The sequence below is a fragment of the Pseudomonas sp. NPDC088444 genome (assembly GCF_044900175.1).
GTDB lineage: Bacteria > Pseudomonadota > Gammaproteobacteria > Pseudomonadales > Pseudomonadaceae > Aquipseudomonas.
Genome location: NZ_JBJDNK010000002.1, coordinates 136510 through 154434, shown reverse-complemented (window position 1 = coordinate 154434; position 17925 = coordinate 136510). Strand labels below are relative to the sequence as shown.

Annotated in this window: 19 protein-coding genes and 2 pseudogenes; 19 read left to right on the top strand and 2 right to left on the bottom strand. The window is 60.6% G+C overall.

All coding sequences use genetic code 11. The annotated features are described in order from the left end of the window. Nucleotides 1-88 precede the first annotated feature (88 nt). From ACI2KB_RS05115 to ACI2KB_RS05100, 4 genes and pseudogenes are all read left to right on the top strand, one after another. Nucleotides 89-1426, top strand: a complete 1338-nt coding sequence (locus ACI2KB_RS05115) for an MFS transporter (RefSeq protein ID WP_404632058.1) — start codon at nucleotides 89-91, stop codon at nucleotides 1424-1426. Between the two features lie 203 nt (nucleotides 1427-1629). Beyond that, a pseudogene (locus ACI2KB_RS05110) lies at nucleotides 1630-1722 on the top strand (hypothetical protein); the annotation flags it as partial. A gap of 117 nt (nucleotides 1723-1839) precedes the next feature. Next, nucleotides 1840-2505: a GntR family transcriptional regulator gene (locus ACI2KB_RS05105; RefSeq protein ID WP_404632056.1), complete on the top strand. Its 666-nt coding sequence runs from the start codon at nucleotides 1840-1842 to the stop codon at nucleotides 2503-2505. A gap of 13 nt (nucleotides 2506-2518) precedes the next feature. Next, the gene (locus ACI2KB_RS05100; protein ID WP_404632054.1) at nucleotides 2519-3370 is read left to right on the top strand and encodes an urea carboxylase-associated family protein; all 852 of its coding nucleotides are present in this window, start codon (nucleotides 2519-2521) and stop codon (nucleotides 3368-3370) included. A 91-nt stretch (nucleotides 3371-3461) separates the two neighbouring features. On the opposite strand, the gene ACI2KB_RS05095 is transcribed toward ACI2KB_RS05100, so the two are convergent. Continuing rightward, the gene (locus ACI2KB_RS05095; protein ID WP_404632052.1) at nucleotides 3462-3863 is read right to left on the bottom strand and encodes a hypothetical protein; all 402 of its coding nucleotides are present in this window, start codon (nucleotides 3861-3863) and stop codon (nucleotides 3462-3464) included. A gap of 36 nt (nucleotides 3864-3899) precedes the next feature. Beyond that, complete coding sequence (locus ACI2KB_RS05090; RefSeq protein WP_404632050.1) at nucleotides 3900-4799, bottom strand: LysR substrate-binding domain-containing protein; 900 nt, start codon at nucleotides 4797-4799, stop codon at nucleotides 3900-3902. A gap of 209 nt (nucleotides 4800-5008) precedes the next feature. Between ACI2KB_RS05090 and ACI2KB_RS05085 the strand changes: the two genes are divergently transcribed. From ACI2KB_RS05085 to ACI2KB_RS05015, 15 genes and pseudogenes are all read left to right on the top strand, one after another. Next, on the top strand, nucleotides 5009-6292 hold the full coding sequence (locus tag ACI2KB_RS05085) for an MFS transporter (protein ID WP_404632768.1): 1284 nt from the start codon (nucleotides 5009-5011) through the stop codon (nucleotides 6290-6292). 18 nt (nucleotides 6293-6310) lie between these two features. Next, complete coding sequence (locus ACI2KB_RS05080) at nucleotides 6311-7585, top strand: glucarate dehydratase family protein (protein ID WP_404632048.1); 1275 nt, start codon at nucleotides 6311-6313, stop codon at nucleotides 7583-7585. Nucleotides 7586-8040: 455 nt separating this feature from the next. Next, nucleotides 8041-8169 (top strand): annotated as a pseudogene (locus ACI2KB_RS05075) (GNAT family N-acetyltransferase); the annotation flags it as partial. A gap of 170 nt (nucleotides 8170-8339) precedes the next feature. Further along, entirely contained in the window at nucleotides 8340-8756 is a 417-nt protein-coding gene (locus ACI2KB_RS05070; RefSeq protein WP_404632046.1) for a DoxX family protein, read from the top strand. Beyond that, entirely contained in the window at nucleotides 8749-9381 is a 633-nt protein-coding gene (locus ACI2KB_RS05065) for an antibiotic biosynthesis monooxygenase (RefSeq protein WP_404632044.1), read from the top strand. Before ACI2KB_RS05070 ends, ACI2KB_RS05065 begins: the two co-directional genes overlap by 8 nt. Before the next feature lie 148 nt (nucleotides 9382-9529). Next, a complete protein-coding gene (locus ACI2KB_RS05060; protein ID WP_404632766.1) occupies nucleotides 9530-11368 on the top strand; it encodes an amidohydrolase in 1839 nt (612 codons plus the stop codon). A gap of 100 nt (nucleotides 11369-11468) precedes the next feature. Next, complete coding sequence (ycaC, locus tag ACI2KB_RS05055) at nucleotides 11469-12089, top strand: isochorismate family cysteine hydrolase YcaC (RefSeq protein ID WP_404632042.1); 621 nt, start codon at nucleotides 11469-11471, stop codon at nucleotides 12087-12089. A gap of 428 nt (nucleotides 12090-12517) precedes the next feature. Further along, nucleotides 12518-13315, top strand: coding sequence for an SDR family NAD(P)-dependent oxidoreductase (locus ACI2KB_RS05050; RefSeq protein ID WP_404632040.1), 798 nt, complete (start codon nucleotides 12518-12520; stop codon nucleotides 13313-13315). A 24-nt stretch (nucleotides 13316-13339) separates the two neighbouring features. Further along, complete coding sequence (locus ACI2KB_RS05045; protein WP_404632038.1) at nucleotides 13340-13747, top strand: SRPBCC family protein; 408 nt, start codon at nucleotides 13340-13342, stop codon at nucleotides 13745-13747. Nucleotides 13748-13929: 182 nt separating this feature from the next. Further along, nucleotides 13930-14238: an antibiotic biosynthesis monooxygenase gene (locus ACI2KB_RS05040; protein ID WP_404632036.1), complete on the top strand. Its 309-nt coding sequence runs from the start codon at nucleotides 13930-13932 to the stop codon at nucleotides 14236-14238. 1 nt (nucleotide 14239) lies between these two features. Then, nucleotides 14240-14518: a LysR family transcriptional regulator gene (locus ACI2KB_RS05035; protein ID WP_404632034.1), complete on the top strand. Its 279-nt coding sequence runs from the start codon at nucleotides 14240-14242 to the stop codon at nucleotides 14516-14518. Between the two features lie 219 nt (nucleotides 14519-14737). Further along, nucleotides 14738-15412, top strand: coding sequence for a GntR family transcriptional regulator (locus tag ACI2KB_RS05030; protein WP_404632032.1), 675 nt, complete (start codon nucleotides 14738-14740; stop codon nucleotides 15410-15412). A 106-nt stretch (nucleotides 15413-15518) separates the two neighbouring features. Next, a complete protein-coding gene (locus ACI2KB_RS05025; protein WP_404632030.1) occupies nucleotides 15519-16325 on the top strand; it encodes an ABC transporter substrate-binding protein in 807 nt (268 codons plus the stop codon). Between the two features lie 24 nt (nucleotides 16326-16349). Continuing rightward, nucleotides 16350-17117, top strand: a complete 768-nt coding sequence (locus tag ACI2KB_RS05020) for an amino acid ABC transporter permease (protein WP_404632028.1) — start codon at nucleotides 16350-16352, stop codon at nucleotides 17115-17117. 1 nt (nucleotide 17118) lies between these two features. Further along, on the top strand, nucleotides 17119-17898 hold the full coding sequence (locus ACI2KB_RS05015; RefSeq protein ID WP_404632026.1) for an amino acid ABC transporter ATP-binding protein: 780 nt from the start codon (nucleotides 17119-17121) through the stop codon (nucleotides 17896-17898). The last annotated feature ends 27 nt before the right edge of the window (nucleotides 17899-17925 follow it).

Sequence of the window (17925 nt, the reverse complement as noted above, 5' to 3'; positions counted from 1 at the left end):
TAACTATTCAACGCGTTTGATTAGCCACTTCTTGTACGACCTACCGCCCAATAACTCTATTAGCCAGCGGCTAAGATGGAAGGTAAATATGTCTCGCGTGCTTTCTGAAATAGATACAACTTCCGGTGTTGCCCGTTCGTTCAGTCAGGACAGTGATTCGACCATGATTGCCAAGCGTGCGGCCATGGCGTCGGCCACCGGCACAGCGGTTGAATATTACGAGTTCAGTATCTACGGCTACATGGCAACCATTATTGCGCCGCTGTTTTTCCCCAGCGGTAACTCGACCGCAGCGTTGCTCGCCACCCTTGCGGTGTTCGGCATTGCTTTCGTGGTGCGGCCCATTGGCGGCATTGTGCTGGGTCGATTGGCTGATCGCTTTGGCCGCCGTAACGTGCTGCTCAGTACGGTGATCGGCATGGGCTTGGCGACGGCGCTGATCGGCGTGTTGCCGACGGCAGCGCAAATTGGCATCGCGGCGCCCATTTTGCTGGTGCTCCTGCGGCTGTGTCAGGGCTTTTTCGCCGGTGGCGAAGTGGTCGGCGCGGCGGCATTCGTGGCTGAGTCGTCGCCTAACGGGCGGCGCGGTTTCTTTGGCGCCTTCACTCCGGTGGGCGTGGCGATCGGTGGCGCGACCGGGGCAATCGTCTGTGGCGTGACCACGGGCCTGCTGGATGCCGAACAACTGCAGAAATGGGGCTGGCGCATCCCGTTTTTCCTGTCGATTCCGCTGGTGGTGTTCTCGTTCTACATGCGTCACAACGTCGAGGAAACCCCGGAGTTCAGGGCGTTTCTGGCCAAGGACAAACCACCGGTTGCACCGATTCGCGAAGTGTTCAGCCTTGACCTGCCGTCGCTGTTGCGCGTCATCGTGTTCGCCTTTGCACAGAACGCCGGGTACTTCATCGGCATGGTGTTCATGAACATCTACCTGACGACCTACCTGCACTTCGAAAAGACCAAGGTCTACTGGCTGATCGCAGTGATCAGCCTGTGCATGGCGGCGATGATGCCGTTCTGGGGTGGACTGTCTGACCGGATAGGACGAAAAAAAGCGCTGACCATTGGTTTCGTGGGTTATGTCGTCCTGGTGGTGCCGATGATGCTGTTGATGGGCAGCGGTAGCTTCTGGATCGCCGCGCTGGCGATGTTCATCGCAACCCTGCCGATGCCCGTGGTGCAGTCGGTGGGTTATCCGACCTACGCAGAACAGTTTCCGACCCGTGTGCGTTATACCGCCATGGCGATCAGTATTAACGTTGGGGCCATTCTGGGGGGCGGCCTGACGCCTTATATCGTGACGTCGTTAATTGGCAGTACCAGCAACTTGTTGTGGCCTGGTTATTTCATGGGCGGTGCGGCGCTGCTGGCATTGATCGCGTTGACGACCTTGCGCGACACCTCCAAAGGCGATCTGCGTCGGTAAATAAACAATGCGTGCCCGCTTTATTGATCGGGCACTGTGGAAAGTGTCGCCATTGTAAATGTGCTTTTGAGTTGATATTCAGAGGGCGGACAGGCGCATATTGAATTAAGTGGGATATTGCAAAAGTCAAAGAACGGGTGGCACTGATCGAGACGTCCAGTCTGGCAGCGCTTGAACTGAAAGAAGGCAAAAGTCATCTGCGCTTGCGGCGTGATCTGACCCGCGATGAAGGCTTCTGCAAAGGCGGCGTCAACATTCACTACTTGGAATACAAGCTGGCCGGTGAGAAACGCTGATCCAGTGATCCGTCCTGCTTTGCCCCTGGATGCACTTTTTGTGCAGTTGGCACAGCCTGTGCTGCCCTGATAGTTATCGGTTTGTTGAACAATCCGCCCTGTCAGGAAGTTCAGGCTGTGTCCATTGCCAAAGAAAACGGCCTCTCGCTGGCCGACCAAGTCGCTCATGAACTGCGCGAAGACATCATCAACGGGCGTTTGCTGTCCGGCATGCCGTTGGTGGAAAGCGAGCTGGTGCGCGGCTATAACGCCTCGCGTAACACCGTGCGCGAAGCGTTGCACCTGTTGGGTCGTGAGGGTTTGACCACCTATGTACGACACAAAGGCGTCATCGTCCGGCGGCTGACCGTCGACGATGTGCGGGACCTGTTCAGTGTCCGACGGACCCTTGAATCCCGCGCCATTCTCGCAGGCGCGCCAGTGATCGAGGGGCAGTCGCAACCCATGGCCAACGCCATCGAAGCGGCCGAGCTTGCCTGCGAGCGGGAAGACTGGCGCGCTTTTGGCAGCCACAGCCTGCGCTTTCATCAGCACGTGGTGGGCCTGCTGGGCAGCCCGTCGTTCGACGAATTCTTCACCAACATCGTGGCGCAGATGCGCCTGGTGTTTTCCAGCGCCCGAGACGAAGCCCGCTATCAAACGCCGTGGCTGGCGCGGGACCGCCACATTTACCAGTTGCTCATCGAAGACCGTCGTCTGGATGCAGGCGAGGCGATGGACAGTTACCTCAACGATTCCGAACGTCAGGCACTGGATCTACTGTCCAGTGTCGCCAGACCCTGAGCAGGAGATTGCCATGTACAAAGACTACCCCGCCGCGTATCAGGTCAGTAAAGGCGCGGCCTTGCAGGTCGATACCGCTTTTTACGAGCGCATTCGTCAGGCGCAGGATGCCCGCACGCAGGTCGAGCAATTCGAGGTGCCGATTCGCACCGGACGAGCCTGGAAGGTCAAGGCCGGACAGGTGTTCCGCGTGACCACGCCAGTTGGCCCGCAGGTCGGCGACTTCAACGTGTGGAATGCCAACGACCCTCGCGAGCGCATGTGGGCGGCGCGCACCCGCCAGTTGCAGGGCGCCCACGTCACCACCCATGACCGCCTGTGGTCGAACCTGCCGTTCCTGCGCCCGATGGTCACCATCACCGATGACAGCCTGGCCGGTTACGGCATCGACGAACACGGCGGTCGCCTGCACGACCTGCTTGGCACGCGCTGCGACCCGTACGTGAATAAGATGCTCACCGGCGAAGACTTTCATCACCATTGCCACTCCAACCTGACCCGCGCCGTGCTGCCCCATGGCCTGACCGAGTTCGACGTGCACGATGTGTTGAACATCTTTCAGTGCACGGGGCTGAACCACGACGACATGTATTTCATGAAGGCTTGTCCGGCACAGCAGGGCGATTATCTGGAGTTCTTCGCGGAAATCGACCTGCTGTGCGCGTTGTCGACCTGTCCGGGCGGCGACCTGTCGCTGCCCATGTGGGGGCCGGAGGCGCAGGATCCGCTGAGTGTCTGCCGCCCGTTGGGCGTGGAAATCTATGACCTTGATCCAGCGTTGCTGGAAGGTTGGGAGCAGCCCAGACGCGCTGAGTACAACGGCTTGCACGGGTTGAAGATTGGCAAGGCTGAGTGGGAGCAGTGAGTTCGCAGTCTGGCCGTAGCCTGTAGGAGCGTGGCTTGCCTGCGGTCGGGCGCGGGCAAGCCACGCTTCTACAGAACGATGAAGTCAGTTTTCACGCATCCCGCAACAGGTCGTGGGCGTCGAGCAGTCGCCAGGCGATTTCCGGGTGCTTCTCCATGCCTTTGCGGATGGCGGCTGGAATCGCGGTGCGGGTCTTGCGGCAGAGGCCGGGGAGTTCGGCGATGTCGATGGCGATCCCGCGCATTGTCCGCACCTCATTGAACCCCGGCGCCACATCCACCCGCAGGCCGAGCAGCTCGAACATGCGTTGCTGCATGTGTTTCAGGTCGTCCAGTGTGGTGATGTTTTCCAGTCGATCGAGCAGGCGCTTCTCTTCCTGGCGGGTCAGGTGGAGGATGCGCCGATCGGCTCCCGCCGTTTCCAGCAGGCGCTCGCGATCGCAGACGCAAGCGCCGGGCGGGCAGGGGGAGCGAATCGGCATCGGGGTGGTCATGGGCCGATCATAGCGAGGCGCACCGGCAAATCACAGTCACAGGCTCTCGGCTTTTACCGCCGCCCGAATGGCCTCCAGCAGCATGGTGCACGCCGGGTTGTCATTGTCCGAGCGCCAGACCAGATGCAATTCACTCTGCACCCCTTCGCCCAGATCGATCTCTCGAAACACCACGTCCCGGAACACCACATTGGTGGCACAGCGGGGCACCAGCGCCAGTCCCATACCCGCGTTGACCAGCGCCAGAATCGTCAAGGACGAACCCAGCCATTGCACGTATTCCGGCGCCACCTGTGCCGAGCGCAAGGTCCCGGTGAGCAGTTCGTTGAACGGCGGATAGGCGGAGTGGGAGTACATCAGAAATGGCTGCGCATCCAGGTCCTGCACGCCGACGGTCTCGGCATGGGCCAGCGGATGGTTGCCCGGGATCGCCAGCACAAACGGCTCGCGCACCAGACACTCCGTTTCATAACCGGGCTGCAACAGCGGTGCCCGCACTATACCCAAATCGATCCGCCGCGCTCTTAGCGCTTCATGTTGGGAATAGGTGTTCATCTCGGTCAGGGAGATTTTCACGTGGGGCTGTTTCAGTCGCGCTTCGGCGATGACCCGTGGCAGAAACTCGTACACAGCGCTGCCCACGAAGCTGATGGTCACCGAGCCGATATCGCCTTCGGCAAAGCGCCGTGCAGCGATGGCTGCTTGCTGCGCGCGTTCGAGCAAGGTCTGGGCTTCGATGAAGAACGCACGCCCCGCCGCGGTCAATGCCACGCTACGGGTGCTGCGAGTGAACAGCTCGACACCCAGATGGTGTTCCAACAGTTGAATCTGTCGGCTCAGGGGTGGCTGAGTCATGTTCAGACGCTCGGCAGCACGACGGAAGTTGAGTTCGGTCGCGACCGTCGTGAAGCAGCGCAGTTGAGCCAGTTCGAACATTGATATATTCCGGGTATCAATCAACAGTCAATCTAGATTAGACGGGAACAATACCAGCGTCCATCATCGAGGCATCCCAAAGAAAGCCCCCCAAAAAAACAATCAACGGGAGTCGCCTCTTGAACAATCCTCGTGGGTCTGTGGACCCGAATGCGCTGGCCCGAGCGGCCGCCAAGGTCAAACGGCATGTGCTGCCGTTGTTCGTGATCATGTTCATCGTCAACTACATTGACCGGGTCAATATCGGCTTTGTGCGCAGTCACATGGAAGCCGACCTCGGCATCGGCGCGGCGGCCTACGGCCTGGGCGCCGGTCTGTTCTTCGTTGGCTACGCGCTGTTCGAAGTCCCCTCCAACATGCTGCTGCAACGTTTCGGCGCCCGCGCCTGGCTGACCCGCATCATGTTCACCTGGGGCGCGGCCGCAATGGCCATGGCGTTCGTCAAGGGCGAAACCAGCTTCTATGTGTTGCGCTTCGTTCTGGGCGCGGCAGAGGCGGGGTTCTTTCCCGGTATCATCTATTACTTCACCCAATGGCTGCCTGCCAGCGAGCGGGGCAAGGCCATGGCGATCTTTCTGAGCGGCTCGGCAGTGGCCTCGGTGATTTCCGGGCCGGTGTCTGGTGCCTTGTTGGGCATCAGCGGTTTCAATCTGCACGGCTGGCAGTGGATGTTTCTGATTGAAGGTTTTGCCTCGATCGCGCTGTGCGGTTTCGTCTGGTTCTGGTTGCAATCCCACCCCCGCGAGGCCAAGTGGTTGAGCGAGGAGGAGAAGGGCGCCTTGATCCTCGCGGTCGAAGCGGAACAGCGTGCTCGCGAAGCGACGCAGATCGTCAAACCATCGATGTTCAAGCTGCTCGCTGACCGCCAGATCGTGCTGTTTTGCTTCATCTATTTTTCGGTGGCCTTGACCATTTACGGCGCGACGTTCTGGCTGCCGAGCATGATCAAGAAGATGGGCAGCCTGAGCGACTTCGACGTGGGTCTGTTCAACTCGATCCCCTGGATCATTTCCATCGTCGCCATGTACGGCTTTGCCGCGCTGGCTGCCCGCTTCAAACACCAGCAGGCATGGGTTGCGGTCACGTTGGTGATCGCCGCCTGCGGCATGTTCATGTCCACCACGGGCGGGCCGGTGTTCGCGTTCGTCGCCATCTGTTTTGCGGCCATTGGTTTCAAGGCCGCATCGGCGCTGTTCTGGCCGATTCCCCAAGGTTATCTGGATGCGCGCATCGCTGCGGCGGTGATCGCGTTGATCAACTCCATCGGCAACCTCGGCGGTTTCGTCGCGCCCACCGCGTTTGGTTTTCTGGAGCAGACCACCGGTTCCATTCAAGGCGGCATGTACGCGCTGGCGATCACGTCGCTGGTGGCTGCCGTGGTGATCTTTTTCGCCCGTACCTCCCCGAAGGGCGATCAACGGCCGTCGTTTGAGCCGACCGCGAATCCCTTGCAGCCCGCGCCCTTGAACTCCACCTCCAGCCTCAAACCCTGATTGACCGGGAGAAGTCTTTTGAAAATCACACGTGTCACCGTCACCCCGATTGCCTTTCGTGACCCGCCATTGCTTAACGCCAGCGGCATCCATGAACCCTACGCGCTGCGTTCGATCATCGAAATCGAGAGCGACAACGGTTACATCGGCCTGGGCGAAAGCTACGGCGACGCCCCCGCGCTGGCGATTCAGCAACAGTTGCAGCAGCAATTGATCGGCATGGACCCGTTCAACCTCAACGCGCTGCGTGCGCGGGTCAAGGCCACTGTTGCGGCGAACAAACCGGCCAGCATCGCCGGGGCTGAACTGGCGCCGGGTTCCCATGCGAGCAAGGCGGTGAGCAATGCCTATTCGGCGTTCGAAGTGGCGTTTCTTGATTTGCAGGCACGCTCGATGAACCTGCCGTTGGTGGACCTGCTGGGCGGCGCGGTGCGCGATCAGGTGCCGTTCAGCGCCTACCTGTTCTTCAAGTACGCCCAGCATGCCGATTCGCCGTATGCGCCAGACAGTTGGGGCGAGGCCATCAGTGAAGAGCAAATCGTTGCCCAGGCGCGGCGCATGATCGAGGCTTACGGATTCAAGAGCATCAAGCTCAAGGCCGGTGCGTTGGAGCCTGAGCACGAAGTGTCGTGCATCAAGGCGCTGAAAAAGGCGTTCCCGGGCTATCCGCTGCGCATCGACCCGAACGGCAACTGGTCACTGGACACGGCGATCCGCATGGCCGAACTGCTGGGCGATGACCTGCAATATTACGAAGACCCGACCCCCGGCCTTGACGGCATGGCCGAGCTGCACAAACGTACCGGGCTGGCGCTGGCGACCAATATGGTGGTCACCGATTTCGACGAGTTCCGCCGCAACGTGGCGCATAACAGCGTGCAGATCGTGCTCGCCGACCATCATTACTGGGGCGGACTGCGAGACACGCAGGCGCTGGCGAAAATGTGCGAGACCTTTGGTCTGGGTGTGTCGATGCACTCCAACTCGCACTTGGGCATCAGTCTGATGGCCATGGCCCACGTGGCGGCGGCGGTACCGAATCTGGACTTCGCCTGCGACACCCATTACCCGTGGCAGGAACCGGACGAGGAGGTGATCAAGGGCGGCAAGCTGCCCATTGTCGATGGCTGCGTGAAGATCACCCGCGAGCCGGGGCTGGGCCTTGAGCTGGATTACGACCAGTTGGGCAAGCTCAACGATCAGTACCTGACGTGTGGCATTCGCTCGCGCGATGACGTGAAGCAGATGCAGAAGTACAAGCCGGAGTGGAAGGCGGTCAAACCGCGGTATTAAAACGCAAGCTCACGCGGTGGGAGCCTCTATGGTCCAACCGCATTCACCGCCTGGGCGGATTCCTTGCCTCCAGGCTTCTGCCGTTGCCGTTGCTTTTGATCTTGGGACGCGCCAGTTCAGACACCACCGAACGCGACTTGGGTTCAGCCTGCACCCAAGTCGCGTTCGGCGGTGTCCGGACCGGCGTGTCCAAAGATCAAGATCAACAGCCACGGCCAACGCGGGATCTTCAAGCTGGCAAGTGACCCGTGGTAGCCGGCTTGCTGGCGAAGGCAGTGGACAGTCAGCCTGTGCGTATCTGACACTCGGCACTCGCCAGCAAACCGACTGCCACATCTTTTAACACTTCGTTCATGACCCCACCATCGCGCACCTCTCAGATTACCGACGTTCGCCCCGAGCAGATCCCCGAGGTGGTGAATTTCGTCATGCAGGCACGGGCGCAAATGTTTCCCATGCTGTACCTGCACACCCACCCGTTTCTGCCGGGCGCGATCAGTTTCTGGCAGCGTCAGGGCTTCACCATCGTCGACATCGAAGACGATCCGCTGTGGCAGACCACCCACATGCAGCGCGTGCTCTGAGCGGTTCGGGGTGACCAGAAACAATTCGTAGCAATCACTCCTCACACAAACGGTCCAAGTGCAGCACGTCTGTTCAAGACCCCAAAGTCCTACCGCGACACTATGGCTTCATCCTTCGTCACTGGCGTTTTTCGCAGGTGGCGGACTTTCGATGATGACTGTGGTGCGCAATGAGCCATTCAACTTCCAACGACCTCGCGCAAGACCTGGGCCTGCTGTTTCTGCGGGCCAGCGGGGCGTTGTTTCTGCTGTTCGTTCACGGCCTGCCGAAGCTGCTGGACTTCAAGGCGCAACTGGCGCTGATCGAAGACCCGTTCCACATGGGGGCGAGCCTGACCCTGTGCATGGCGATTTTCGCTGAGGTCTTGTGCCCGTTGCTGATCCTGTTCGGTGTGCTGACGCGTCTGGCCTGCCTGCCGATCCTGTTTCTGCTGCTGGTGGCGCTGGTGGTGGTGCACAGCGAGTGGACCGTGGAACAGGGCCAGTTTGGCTGGTTGCTCACCCTCATCTTTACCAGTGTGCTGATCGCCGGACCTGGCCGTCTGGCGCTCAATGTTCGTTTGCCGGGAGCGCTTCGCTATGCCTGAGTCCGCCATCTCCACCGACGTTTCCACGACGTCGAAACTGTCCGCCGACGAGATCGTCACGCTGGTGGTCAAACACCGGGTCAAGCAAGGCCTGGAGGCGCATTACGAAGCGTGGTTGCGCCGCATTGTGGCGATTGCCGCCAGTTATCCGGGGCATCTGGGGGTCGACGTCATTCGAGGCAGAGCCGACGGTTTGAGCCTGTTCACATGCGTGCTGCGTTTCTGCTCCACCGACGCCATGCAAAGCTGGCTGGACTCCAGCGAGCGTCGCGAACTGGTGGCCGAAGCGTCGCCGATGCTGGCCGATGGTGACGTCACTGAAGTGAATCGCCACAACGAATTCTGGTTCGTGCCCGCCAGTGAACTGCCGCCACCACCGCGCTGGAAGCAGGCCGTGGTGACTTTTTTCGTGATCTGCCCGCTGACCTTGCTGATCCCGCTGCTGTGGGGGCCGGTGTTCGGTGCGTTCCCGTTGCTGGGTAATTACGTGATCAGCACCGCGCTGGTCACTGTGACTATCGTTCTGCTGGTGGTGTACCTGTTGATGCCCGCGGCGACCCGCCTGGCCGCCCCTTGGTTGAACGCCCGGCCAGCGCCGGTGCCCGGTGGCGATCATGAAGGATGAATCCAACGATGAATCGCTGACCAGCAGCGGGCGCCGCGATTTCGTGACCAAGGGCTCTCTGCTCGGTGCCGCCGCTGCCCTTTTGTCTTCACTGCCTGTCGCCGGCCTTGCAGTCGGCGCTTCAAAACATTCTGCCCATGGAGGCGCGATGAACGTCGATCTGATTCTCTACAACGGTAACTTCCACACGGTTGACCCGGAAAAGCCCAGGGCCAGTGCCGTGGCCATCGGCGGTGGCAAGTTCGTCGCGGTCGGTAACGATGCCGAGATCATGGCCCTGCGCGGCAGCGCGACCCAGGTCATCGACCTGCACAAGCGCACGATGATCCCGGGCCTCAACGACTCGCACCTGCACCTGATTCGTGGCGGCCTGAACTACAACCTGGAACTGCGCTGGGAAGGCGTGCCTTCGCTGGCCGATGGCCTGCGCATGCTCAAGGCCCAGGCTGATCGCACGCCGACCCCGCAGTGGGTCCGTGTCGTGGGGGGCTGGAACGAATTCCAGTTCGCCGAGAAGCGCCTGCCAACTATCGAAGAACTCAACCAGGCTGCGCCGGACACCCCGGTGTTCGTGTTGCACCTGTACGACCGTGCCCTGTTGAACCGCGCTGCGCTGCGCGTGGCCGGTTACACCCGTGACACGCCCAACCCGCCGGGCGGCGAGATCGTGCGTGACAGCAATGGCGACCCAACCGGTATGCTGGTGGCCCGCCCGAACGCGATGATCCTGTACTCCACGTTGGCCAAAGGGCCGAAGCTGCCGCTGGAATATCAGGTCAACTCGACCCGTCAATTCATGCGCGAGCTGAACCGTCTGGGCCTGACCAGCGCCATCGACGCTGGCGGCGGTTTCCAGAACTACCCGGACGATTACGAGGTGATCAACCAACTGGCCGAAGCCAAGCAGTTGACCGTGCGTATCGCCTACAACCTGTTCACCCAGAAGCCGAAAGAAGAGCTGAACGACTTCAAGCACTGGACCAGCACCGTCAAGCTGCACCAGGGCGACGACTTCCTGCGGCACAACGGCGCGGGCGAAATGCTGACCTTCTCGGCGGCGGACTTCGAAGACTTCCTCGAACCGCGCCCGGACCTGCCGCCTGGCATGGAGCAGGACTTGGAGCCGGTGGTTCGCCATTTGGTGGAAAATCGCTGGCCGTTCCGCCTGCACGCCACCTACGACGAATCGATCTCGCGCATGCTCGACGTGTTCGAGAAGGTCAACCGCGACGTTCCGTTCGGCGGCATCCCGTGGTTCTTCGACCACTGCGAAACCATTTCGCCGAAGAACATCGAGCGTGTGAAGGCGCTGGGCGGCGGCATTGCCGTTCAGGACCGCATGGCGTTCCAGGGCGAATATTTCGTTGATCGTTATGGCAAACAGGCCGCTGAAGCCACGCCACCGATCAAGCGCATGCTGGCTGAAGGCGTGCCAGTCGGCGCGGGCACCGATGCCACTCGCGTGTCGAGCTACAACCCCTGGACGTCGCTGTACTGGATGGTCAGTGGTCGCACCGTTGGCGGTCTGGAACTGTATCCGGAGGGCCTGTCCCGCGAGACCGCGCTGGAACTGTTCACCCGTGGCAGCGCCTGGTTCTCGTCCGAGCAGGGCAAGAAGGGCCAGATCAAGGTCGGCCAGTTGGCGGACGTGGTGGCGCTGTCCCAGGACTTCTTCAGCGTGCCGGAAGAGTCGATCAAGTGGATCGAGTCGGTGTTGACCATCGTCGACGGCAAGGTCGTTTACGCCACCAACGAGTTCGATCAACTGTCGCCGCCGAGCGTGCCGGTGCTGCCGGACTGGTCGCCGGTCGCCAAGGTGCCGGGTCACTGGCGTCAGGGCGCACCGATGGCGGCTGCCGTGCACCAGTGCAGCGGTCCGTGCGCGGTCCACGCCCACAGCCACGACAAGGCCCGTCAGTCGAAAGCCCCGGTCAGCGACTTCCAGGGCTTCTGGGGCGCCTTCGGCTGCTCGTGCTTCGCGTTCTAAAAGAGCACAAAACGCCTTGCCAGGGTTACCTGGCAAGGTCACTCGCTGACGTCGTTCGTTGGCAATGCACACACCCGCAACTCAACTGATGGAGTCAATCATGACCGTTCCTTACAAGCGTCTGGATATCAACGATGCCGTCGTGCTGCTGGTCGATCACCAAACCGGTCTGATCTCGCTGGTGCAGGATTTTTCCCCGAACGAGTTCAAGAACAACGTGCTGGCCCTGGCCGACTGCGCCAAGTTCTTCAAACTGCCGACCATCCTGACCACCAGCTTCGAGTCCGGCCCGAACGGCCCGCTGGTGCCTGAGCTGAAAGAAATGTTCCCGGACGCGCCGTACATTGCTCGTCCTGGCCAGATCAACGCCTGGGACAACGAAGATTTCGTCAAGGCCATCAAGGCCACCGGTCGCAAGCAACTGATCATCGCCGGTGTGGTGACGGACGTCTGTGTGGCGTTCCCGACCCTGTGCGCGCTGGAAGAAGGCTTTGACGTGTTCGTGGTGACTGACGCTTCGGGCACCTTCAACGACGTGGTTCAGCAAGCGGCCTGGGCGCGCATGTCCGCTGCTGGTGCACAACTGGTCAACTGGTTCGCCGTGGCCTGCGAGCTGCAACGCGACTGGCGCAACGACATGGAAGGCCTGGCCAACCTGCTGTCCCAGCGCATCCCGAACTACCGCAACCTGATGAACAGCTACGCGGCGTTCAATAAGTAAGCTGAGGATCCACCGGTCCTGCATCCGTCTCAGCTTTTGGCGGGCACGATCGTTGTGGGGACCGGCTTGCTGGCGAAGGCGGTGTTTCAGTTATGGATGAGTCGACTGACACACCGCTTTCGCCAGCAAGCCGGCTCCCACAATTTCTGCGAGTTAGGCTCGGCGCGATCCTTGTGGGAGTCAACTGAGTGGCGAAAGCTGTTAGTCAGGCGACAAAAAATTTCCGACAGTGGCTGCGTCAGCAAGCTCACTCCCACCGGTTGTCCGTCGGCATGTGCTAATGTTCAGACCTTGGAGGCATCAACTCTTCCAAATTCCGTCTTGGACGGTCTCGTCATTCCCCTCTACGCTTCACCTCAACGTCACCGCCGGTGACCGGCCACACTGGCTGTCTTGTCAGCCCGGCCAACCCCTATTGAGGTGCACACATGAAAATCGATCTGACTGGAAAGCTGGCCGTCGTCAGCGGCTCGACCGCCGGTATTGGCCTGGGCATCGGCAAGGCGCTGGCGCTGTCGGGCGCGACGGTGGTGATCATCGGCCGCGCAGCGGCGAAAGTGGACGAGGCCATTGCCAGCATCAAACGGGACGTACCCGAAGCTCAGCTGCGCGGCGTGGTCGCGGATCTGGGCACTGCCGAGGGCGCGCAGCAGTTATTCGCTACCGAGCCGCGCGCGGACATTCTGGTGAACAACCTGGGCATCTTCAACGAAGTGGATTTCTTCGACACCCCCGATGAAGAGTGGACCCGCTTCTACGAAACCAACGTCATTTCCGGCGTGCGTCTGGCGCGGCATTACGTGGGCGACATGGTGGCGAATAAATGGGGGCGGGTGATCTTCGTTTCGTCCGAATCCGGCGTCGCGATTCCGGCCAACATGATCAACTACGGCACCACCAAGGCGGCGAACCTTGCGGTCTCCCACGGTCTGGCCAAGCGACTGGCGGGCACCGGCGTGACGGTCAACGCGATTCTGCCGGGGCCGACCTTCACCGACGGCGTGGAAGACATGCTCAAGGACGCGATGGCCGAATCCGGGCGCAGTGCGCGCGATGAGGCCAATCACTTTGTCCGCCAGGCTCGGCCTTCATCTATCATCCAGCGCGTTGCGGAAGTCGATGAGGTGGCCAATCTGGTCGCCTACCTGGCATCCCCCTTGTCCTCGGCCACCACTGGAGCCGCCTTGCGCGTCGATGGCGGTGTGGTCGACAGTCTGGCTATTTAAGCGAACATTCATTGGAGCATCATCATGGCAAAAGCCTCTGCAACCCTGCGCATCCCGGCCTCGGCAGACAAGGTCTGGCAACTGGTGGGCGGTTTCGACGCACTGCCGACCTGGCTGCCGTTCATCGTTAAAAGCGTGGCCGATGCCGGTGGACGCATCCGTCACCTGACCACTCAGGACGGCGCGCAGATCAGCGAGCAACTGCAAACCTTTGACGAGAAGGGGCGCACTTACAGCTATTCGATCACCCAAGGCCCGTTCCCGGTGACGAATTACCTGGCCACCTTGAAGGTCAGCGCCGATGGCGATCAGGCTTCGCTGGTGGAATGGTCCGGCAGTTTCACCCCCAACGGCATTTCCGATGCCGAGGCCGAGGCGTTGTTTCTGGATGTCTATCAGGGTGGATTGGAAGCGCTGAAAGGCAATTTCTGAGGTCTGTGATCGTTCCCACGCTCTGCGTGGGAACGCCGCCTTCGACGCTCCGCGTCACCGTACGATCAGATGTAACGCCGTTAATTGTCGCTTAATCCGCAAAGCTGAAACTCCGAACACGCGGTTTATCCGCATGCCTTCGGACGTCAAACTTGCCCGATCATTTGTCGCAGGAGAGGATGATGCTTGTTTCGGCCATCAACACCGTGGAAATACACGCCGCTTCGGGTCGTTGCAGTGAAATCAGTGCGGGCATCACCCGCATGCTCGATGTGTTGAACAACTCCACCCCATGTATCGCCTACACATTGACCCCCAACAATGCCGACGCCACGTCCTGGATCGTCAGTGGCTACTGGCAGTCCGAGGCCGAAATGCAGGCACATTTCTCTCATCCGGAACTCGATGGCTTCATGACGCTGCTGCTCAGCGGCGCCATCAGTCGTTTGCAGTTCAACAGTTTCGTCGTCGCGGCGAGCAAGGCGGCCTGACATGTCCCTGAATGAAGACATCCTGTTGGGCATTGACCTGAACCTGCTGCTGACCTTCCTGGTGGTGTTTCGCGAACGCAACGTCAGCGCCGCCGCACGCCACTTGCACGTGACTCAGCCTGCGGTCAGCGGTGCCTTGGTACGTTTGCGCCAGTGCTTCGATGATCCGCTGTTTCTGCGGCGCAACCGCTGCATGCAGCCGACGGCCAAGGCTCAGGAAATCGCTGATTCCCTGTTGCCCGCCATGCAGCAAATCGAAGCCGTGATTCGCCACGCCTGATCGAATCACTTCGCGGTTTCGTTCCCAAACGCACACTTGTTGTGCGCGCCTGACCTCCGCTGATCCGTTATGTAGCAGTCCTTGGCGACTGCTCATCGGCGTTGCTTGCGCTCATTTCCCATACAGATCATCACCTTGCTGACGTATCCGTGATGTGGCATCGCTTTTGCCTTTATGTATTCGTGGATGATTGGATACAAAAATTCAAAAGGTAACGCCATGCGCCTCGCACCCGGATACGCCGAACGTCAACCCGTCACTGCTGAAGAAGAGGCCTACGCCTTTTTGCTCGATGCCATCTGCAAGGGCATTTACCGCATGGGCGAGCGCTTGATCGCCGAAGACATCGCCACGGAAATCGGCATGAGCCGCATGCCGGTACGCGAGGCGTTTCGCCGCCTGGCCGCTGATGGCCTGGTGACGCTGCGCCCGAACCGGGGGGCGGTGGTCAGCGGCCTGAACATCGAAGAAATGCGCGAAGTGTTCGAAATGCGCAGCGCACTGGAAGGGCTGGCGATTCGCGTCGCCGTGCCGAAGATCACCGAGCGTCATCTGATCCATCTTGAACGTCTGCTCGACGACATGGACGACTATCGCGACGACAGCTCGGAGTGGGTCAGCCGCCACCGCGCCTTTCATGAATACCTGTGCAGCCTCAGCGAACGCTCGCGGCTGATGCGTCAGATTTCTGCGCTCTATACCGTCATTGAGCCGCACATGCGGGTGTGGCTTGAGCACGGCGAAAAGCCCCTCAGCGCCCGCGATGAACACGCGGTGATTCTCGATGCCGTGCGCGCGGGAGACCCCGATCACGCCGAGCGCGTGTTGCGCGAGCACATCGAAGGCACGGTGCCGAGCCTGATCGCCTTCCTCGAACAGCAAACCCGACCCTGATTTCTGAAAAAAAACAGAGCGGACAGCCAGTCCGCACGCTGCATTGCCGCACCGCTGTGACGTTCACAACTGCCCTTACTTTCTTACCGAAACCGGAGCTTTCGTCATGCATAAACCCGCTGCGCTGGCCGCCCTTGTGTCCCTGAGCCTGTGTGTACCGCTGGTGTCCGCTGCCCCCACCGTGCCGGACCGTTTGCAGAAGGTCGACAAAGTCACTTACTGCTCGGGCATGGACTCGCCGCCGCTGGTGTCCTTCGATGCTGCGCAGAAACCGGTGGGCCTGACCATCGATCTGGGCGTGGAAATCGCCAAGCGTCTGGGCGGCAAAAAGGTCGAATGGCGAGTGATCCCGTTTTCCGGGTTGGTGCCTGCCTTGCTGGCCCAGCAGTGCGACATGATCGTCGACCAGTTGTTCGACAAGCCCGAGCGCCGGGAAGTGATCAACATCGTCAATTACATGTACTCCAGTCAGTCGGTGGTGGTGCCCAAGGGCAATCCGAAGGGCATCCAGTCGCTGGATGACCTGTCCGGGCACAAAGTGGCGGTGCTCAACGGCTCGACCATCAAATCCTTGCTCGACACCCAGAACGAAAGCCTCGCCAAAGCGGGCAAGGCGCCGTTGAAACTGGTGGTCTACAACACCGATACCGATGCTTTCCAGGCCTTGCGCATCAATCAGGTTGACGCCTATGGCACTACCGTGGAAACCGCCGGTTACTACGCCGCCATGGCGCCAGACCTGTTCCAGGAAGGCGTGCCTGCCTTCAGCCGAATCCTCACTGGGCTGGGCATCCGCAAGGACGACGCGCAACTGACCGCCGCCGTGCAGCAAGTGATCAGCGACATGCGCAGCGACGGCAGCTACACCCAGTTGCTCGCTAAATGGCACGTCGAAAGCGACAAGCTCGACTGACCCCGCGCTGAACGGAAGAGACCGATGAATTTCAATTGGGAAGTGTTCTGGCAGTACCTGTCCCAGCCCAGCGGGGTTTACCTCACCGGGCTGTGGCTGACCTGCCTGATCAGTGTGCTGGCGATGTTGCTGGGTTGTGCATTGGGCTTGATCGCGGCGCTGATGCGCCTGTCGAAGAACCCGCTGCTGAACCTGCCGGTGCGGTTTTACGTGTGGCTGATGCGCGGCACGCCGCTGCTGGTGCAGATCGTGTTTCTGTACACCGCGCTGGCCGCGGGCGGGATTTTCCGCTTCGAGGACATCGACCTGGGCTGGGTTGTCATACCGGGCAACATTCAGGCGGCGATCATCGCGCTGGGCTTGAACGAAGGCGCGTACATGGCCGAAATCATCCGCGCCGGGATCGGCGCCGTGGACAAGGGCCAATACGAAGCGGGGCGCTCGCTGGGCATGACGTTCGGCAAGCTGATGCGCCGCATCGTGCTGCCCCAGGCGTTCCGGGTGATCGTGCCGCCGTTGGGCAACGAGTTCAACGTGATGCTGAAAAACACCACGCTGGTCAGCGTCATTGGCGTGCAGGAGCTGCTGTTGAGCACGCAGATGATCACCTCGGCCACCTTCCGTGTGTTCGAGCTGTACCTGGTGGTGGCGATCTATTTCCTGATGCTCACCACGCTGTGGGGCTTCTTCCAGCGCTGGCTGGAACAACGCTTCGGTCAGTCGGATCGCCAGCCACCGGCAGCCAAGCGCATGTTCGGGCGTGGCGCCATGAAATTGCTGAGGGGGCGTTGAGATGGCGCATCAAAGTGAAGAACTGATCATCGAAGCGCTGGACGTGCATAAGTCGTTCGGCGATCTGCAAATCCTCAAAGGCATCTCGTTGCAGGTGCGCAAAGGCGAAGTGGTGGTGCTGATCGGCGCGTCCGGTTCAGGCAAGACCACCTTCATTCGCTGCATCAACCTGCTCGAAGACATTCAATCCGGACGCATCCGGGTCAACGGCCAGGCCATGGGCTACCGGGAAAAGGCCGATGGCAGTCTGGTCCGGGATTCGGAGCGCAACATCGCTCGCCAGCGCCGCGACATTGGCATGGTGTTTCAGCGCTTCAACCTGTTTGCCCACATGACTGCGTTAGAAAACATCATTGAAGCGCCGATTCACGTGCTCGGTGTGTCCCGCGAAGCTGCGTTGAGCCTGGGGCGTGAATTGCTGGCGCGGGTGGGACTGGCCGACAAAGCCGGGCATTACCCGTCGATGCTGTCTGGCGGCCAGCAACAGCGGGTGGCGATTGCCCGCGCGCTGGCGATGAAACCCAAAGCGATGCTGTTCGACGAACCTACCAGCGCGCTGGACCCGGAAACCGTGGGCGAAGTGCTGCAAGTCATGAAAGAACTCGCCGAAGACGGCATGACCATGGTGGTGGTGACCCATGAGATGGGCTTCGCCCGGGAAGTGGCCGACCGCGTGGTGGTGCTGGACCAGGGCGAACTGATCGAGCAGGGGCCACCGGAGCAGATTTTCAGCCGCCCGAGCCATCCGCGCACGCAGGCGTTTCTCAGCCGTGTCCTGTGACCTGTTTGGGTCACTGAATCCCGAAAT

What these genes read in the sequence shown, in the direction of transcription:
- ACI2KB_RS05115 (WP_404632058.1), top strand. Translation starts at nt 89, where the DNA reads ATGTCTCGCGTGCTTTCTGAAATAGATACAACTTCCGGTGTTGCCCGT.
- ACI2KB_RS05100 (WP_404632054.1), top strand. Translation starts at nt 2,519, where the DNA reads ATGTACAAAGACTACCCCGCCGCGTATCAGGTCAGTAAAGGCGCGGCC.
- ACI2KB_RS05095 (WP_404632052.1), bottom strand. Translation starts at nt 3,863, where the DNA reads ATGACCACCCCGATGCCGATTCGCTCCCCCTGCCCGCCCGGCGCTTGC.
- ACI2KB_RS05090 (WP_404632050.1), bottom strand. Translation starts at nt 4,799, where the DNA reads ATGTTCGAACTGGCTCAACTGCGCTGCTTCACGACGGTCGCGACCGAA.
- ACI2KB_RS05085 (WP_404632768.1), top strand. Translation starts at nt 5,009, where the DNA reads ATGTTCATCGTCAACTACATTGACCGGGTCAATATCGGCTTTGTGCGC.
- ACI2KB_RS05070 (WP_404632046.1), top strand. Translation starts at nt 8,340, where the DNA reads ATGAGCCATTCAACTTCCAACGACCTCGCGCAAGACCTGGGCCTGCTG.
- ACI2KB_RS05065 (WP_404632044.1), top strand. Translation starts at nt 8,749, where the DNA reads ATGCCTGAGTCCGCCATCTCCACCGACGTTTCCACGACGTCGAAACTG.
- ACI2KB_RS05060 (WP_404632766.1), top strand. Translation starts at nt 9,530, where the DNA reads ATGAACGTCGATCTGATTCTCTACAACGGTAACTTCCACACGGTTGAC.
- ycaC (WP_404632042.1), top strand. Translation starts at nt 11,469, where the DNA reads ATGACCGTTCCTTACAAGCGTCTGGATATCAACGATGCCGTCGTGCTG.
- ACI2KB_RS05050 (WP_404632040.1), top strand. Translation starts at nt 12,518, where the DNA reads ATGAAAATCGATCTGACTGGAAAGCTGGCCGTCGTCAGCGGCTCGACC.
- ACI2KB_RS05045 (WP_404632038.1), top strand. Translation starts at nt 13,340, where the DNA reads ATGGCAAAAGCCTCTGCAACCCTGCGCATCCCGGCCTCGGCAGACAAG.
- ACI2KB_RS05040 (WP_404632036.1), top strand. Translation starts at nt 13,930, where the DNA reads ATGCTTGTTTCGGCCATCAACACCGTGGAAATACACGCCGCTTCGGGT.
- ACI2KB_RS05035 (WP_404632034.1), top strand. Translation starts at nt 14,240, where the DNA reads ATGTCCCTGAATGAAGACATCCTGTTGGGCATTGACCTGAACCTGCTG.
- ACI2KB_RS05030 (WP_404632032.1), top strand. Translation starts at nt 14,738, where the DNA reads ATGCGCCTCGCACCCGGATACGCCGAACGTCAACCCGTCACTGCTGAA.
- ACI2KB_RS05025 (WP_404632030.1), top strand. Translation starts at nt 15,519, where the DNA reads ATGCATAAACCCGCTGCGCTGGCCGCCCTTGTGTCCCTGAGCCTGTGT.
- ACI2KB_RS05020 (WP_404632028.1), top strand. Translation starts at nt 16,350, where the DNA reads ATGAATTTCAATTGGGAAGTGTTCTGGCAGTACCTGTCCCAGCCCAGC.
- ACI2KB_RS05015 (WP_404632026.1), top strand. Translation starts at nt 17,119, where the DNA reads ATGGCGCATCAAAGTGAAGAACTGATCATCGAAGCGCTGGACGTGCAT.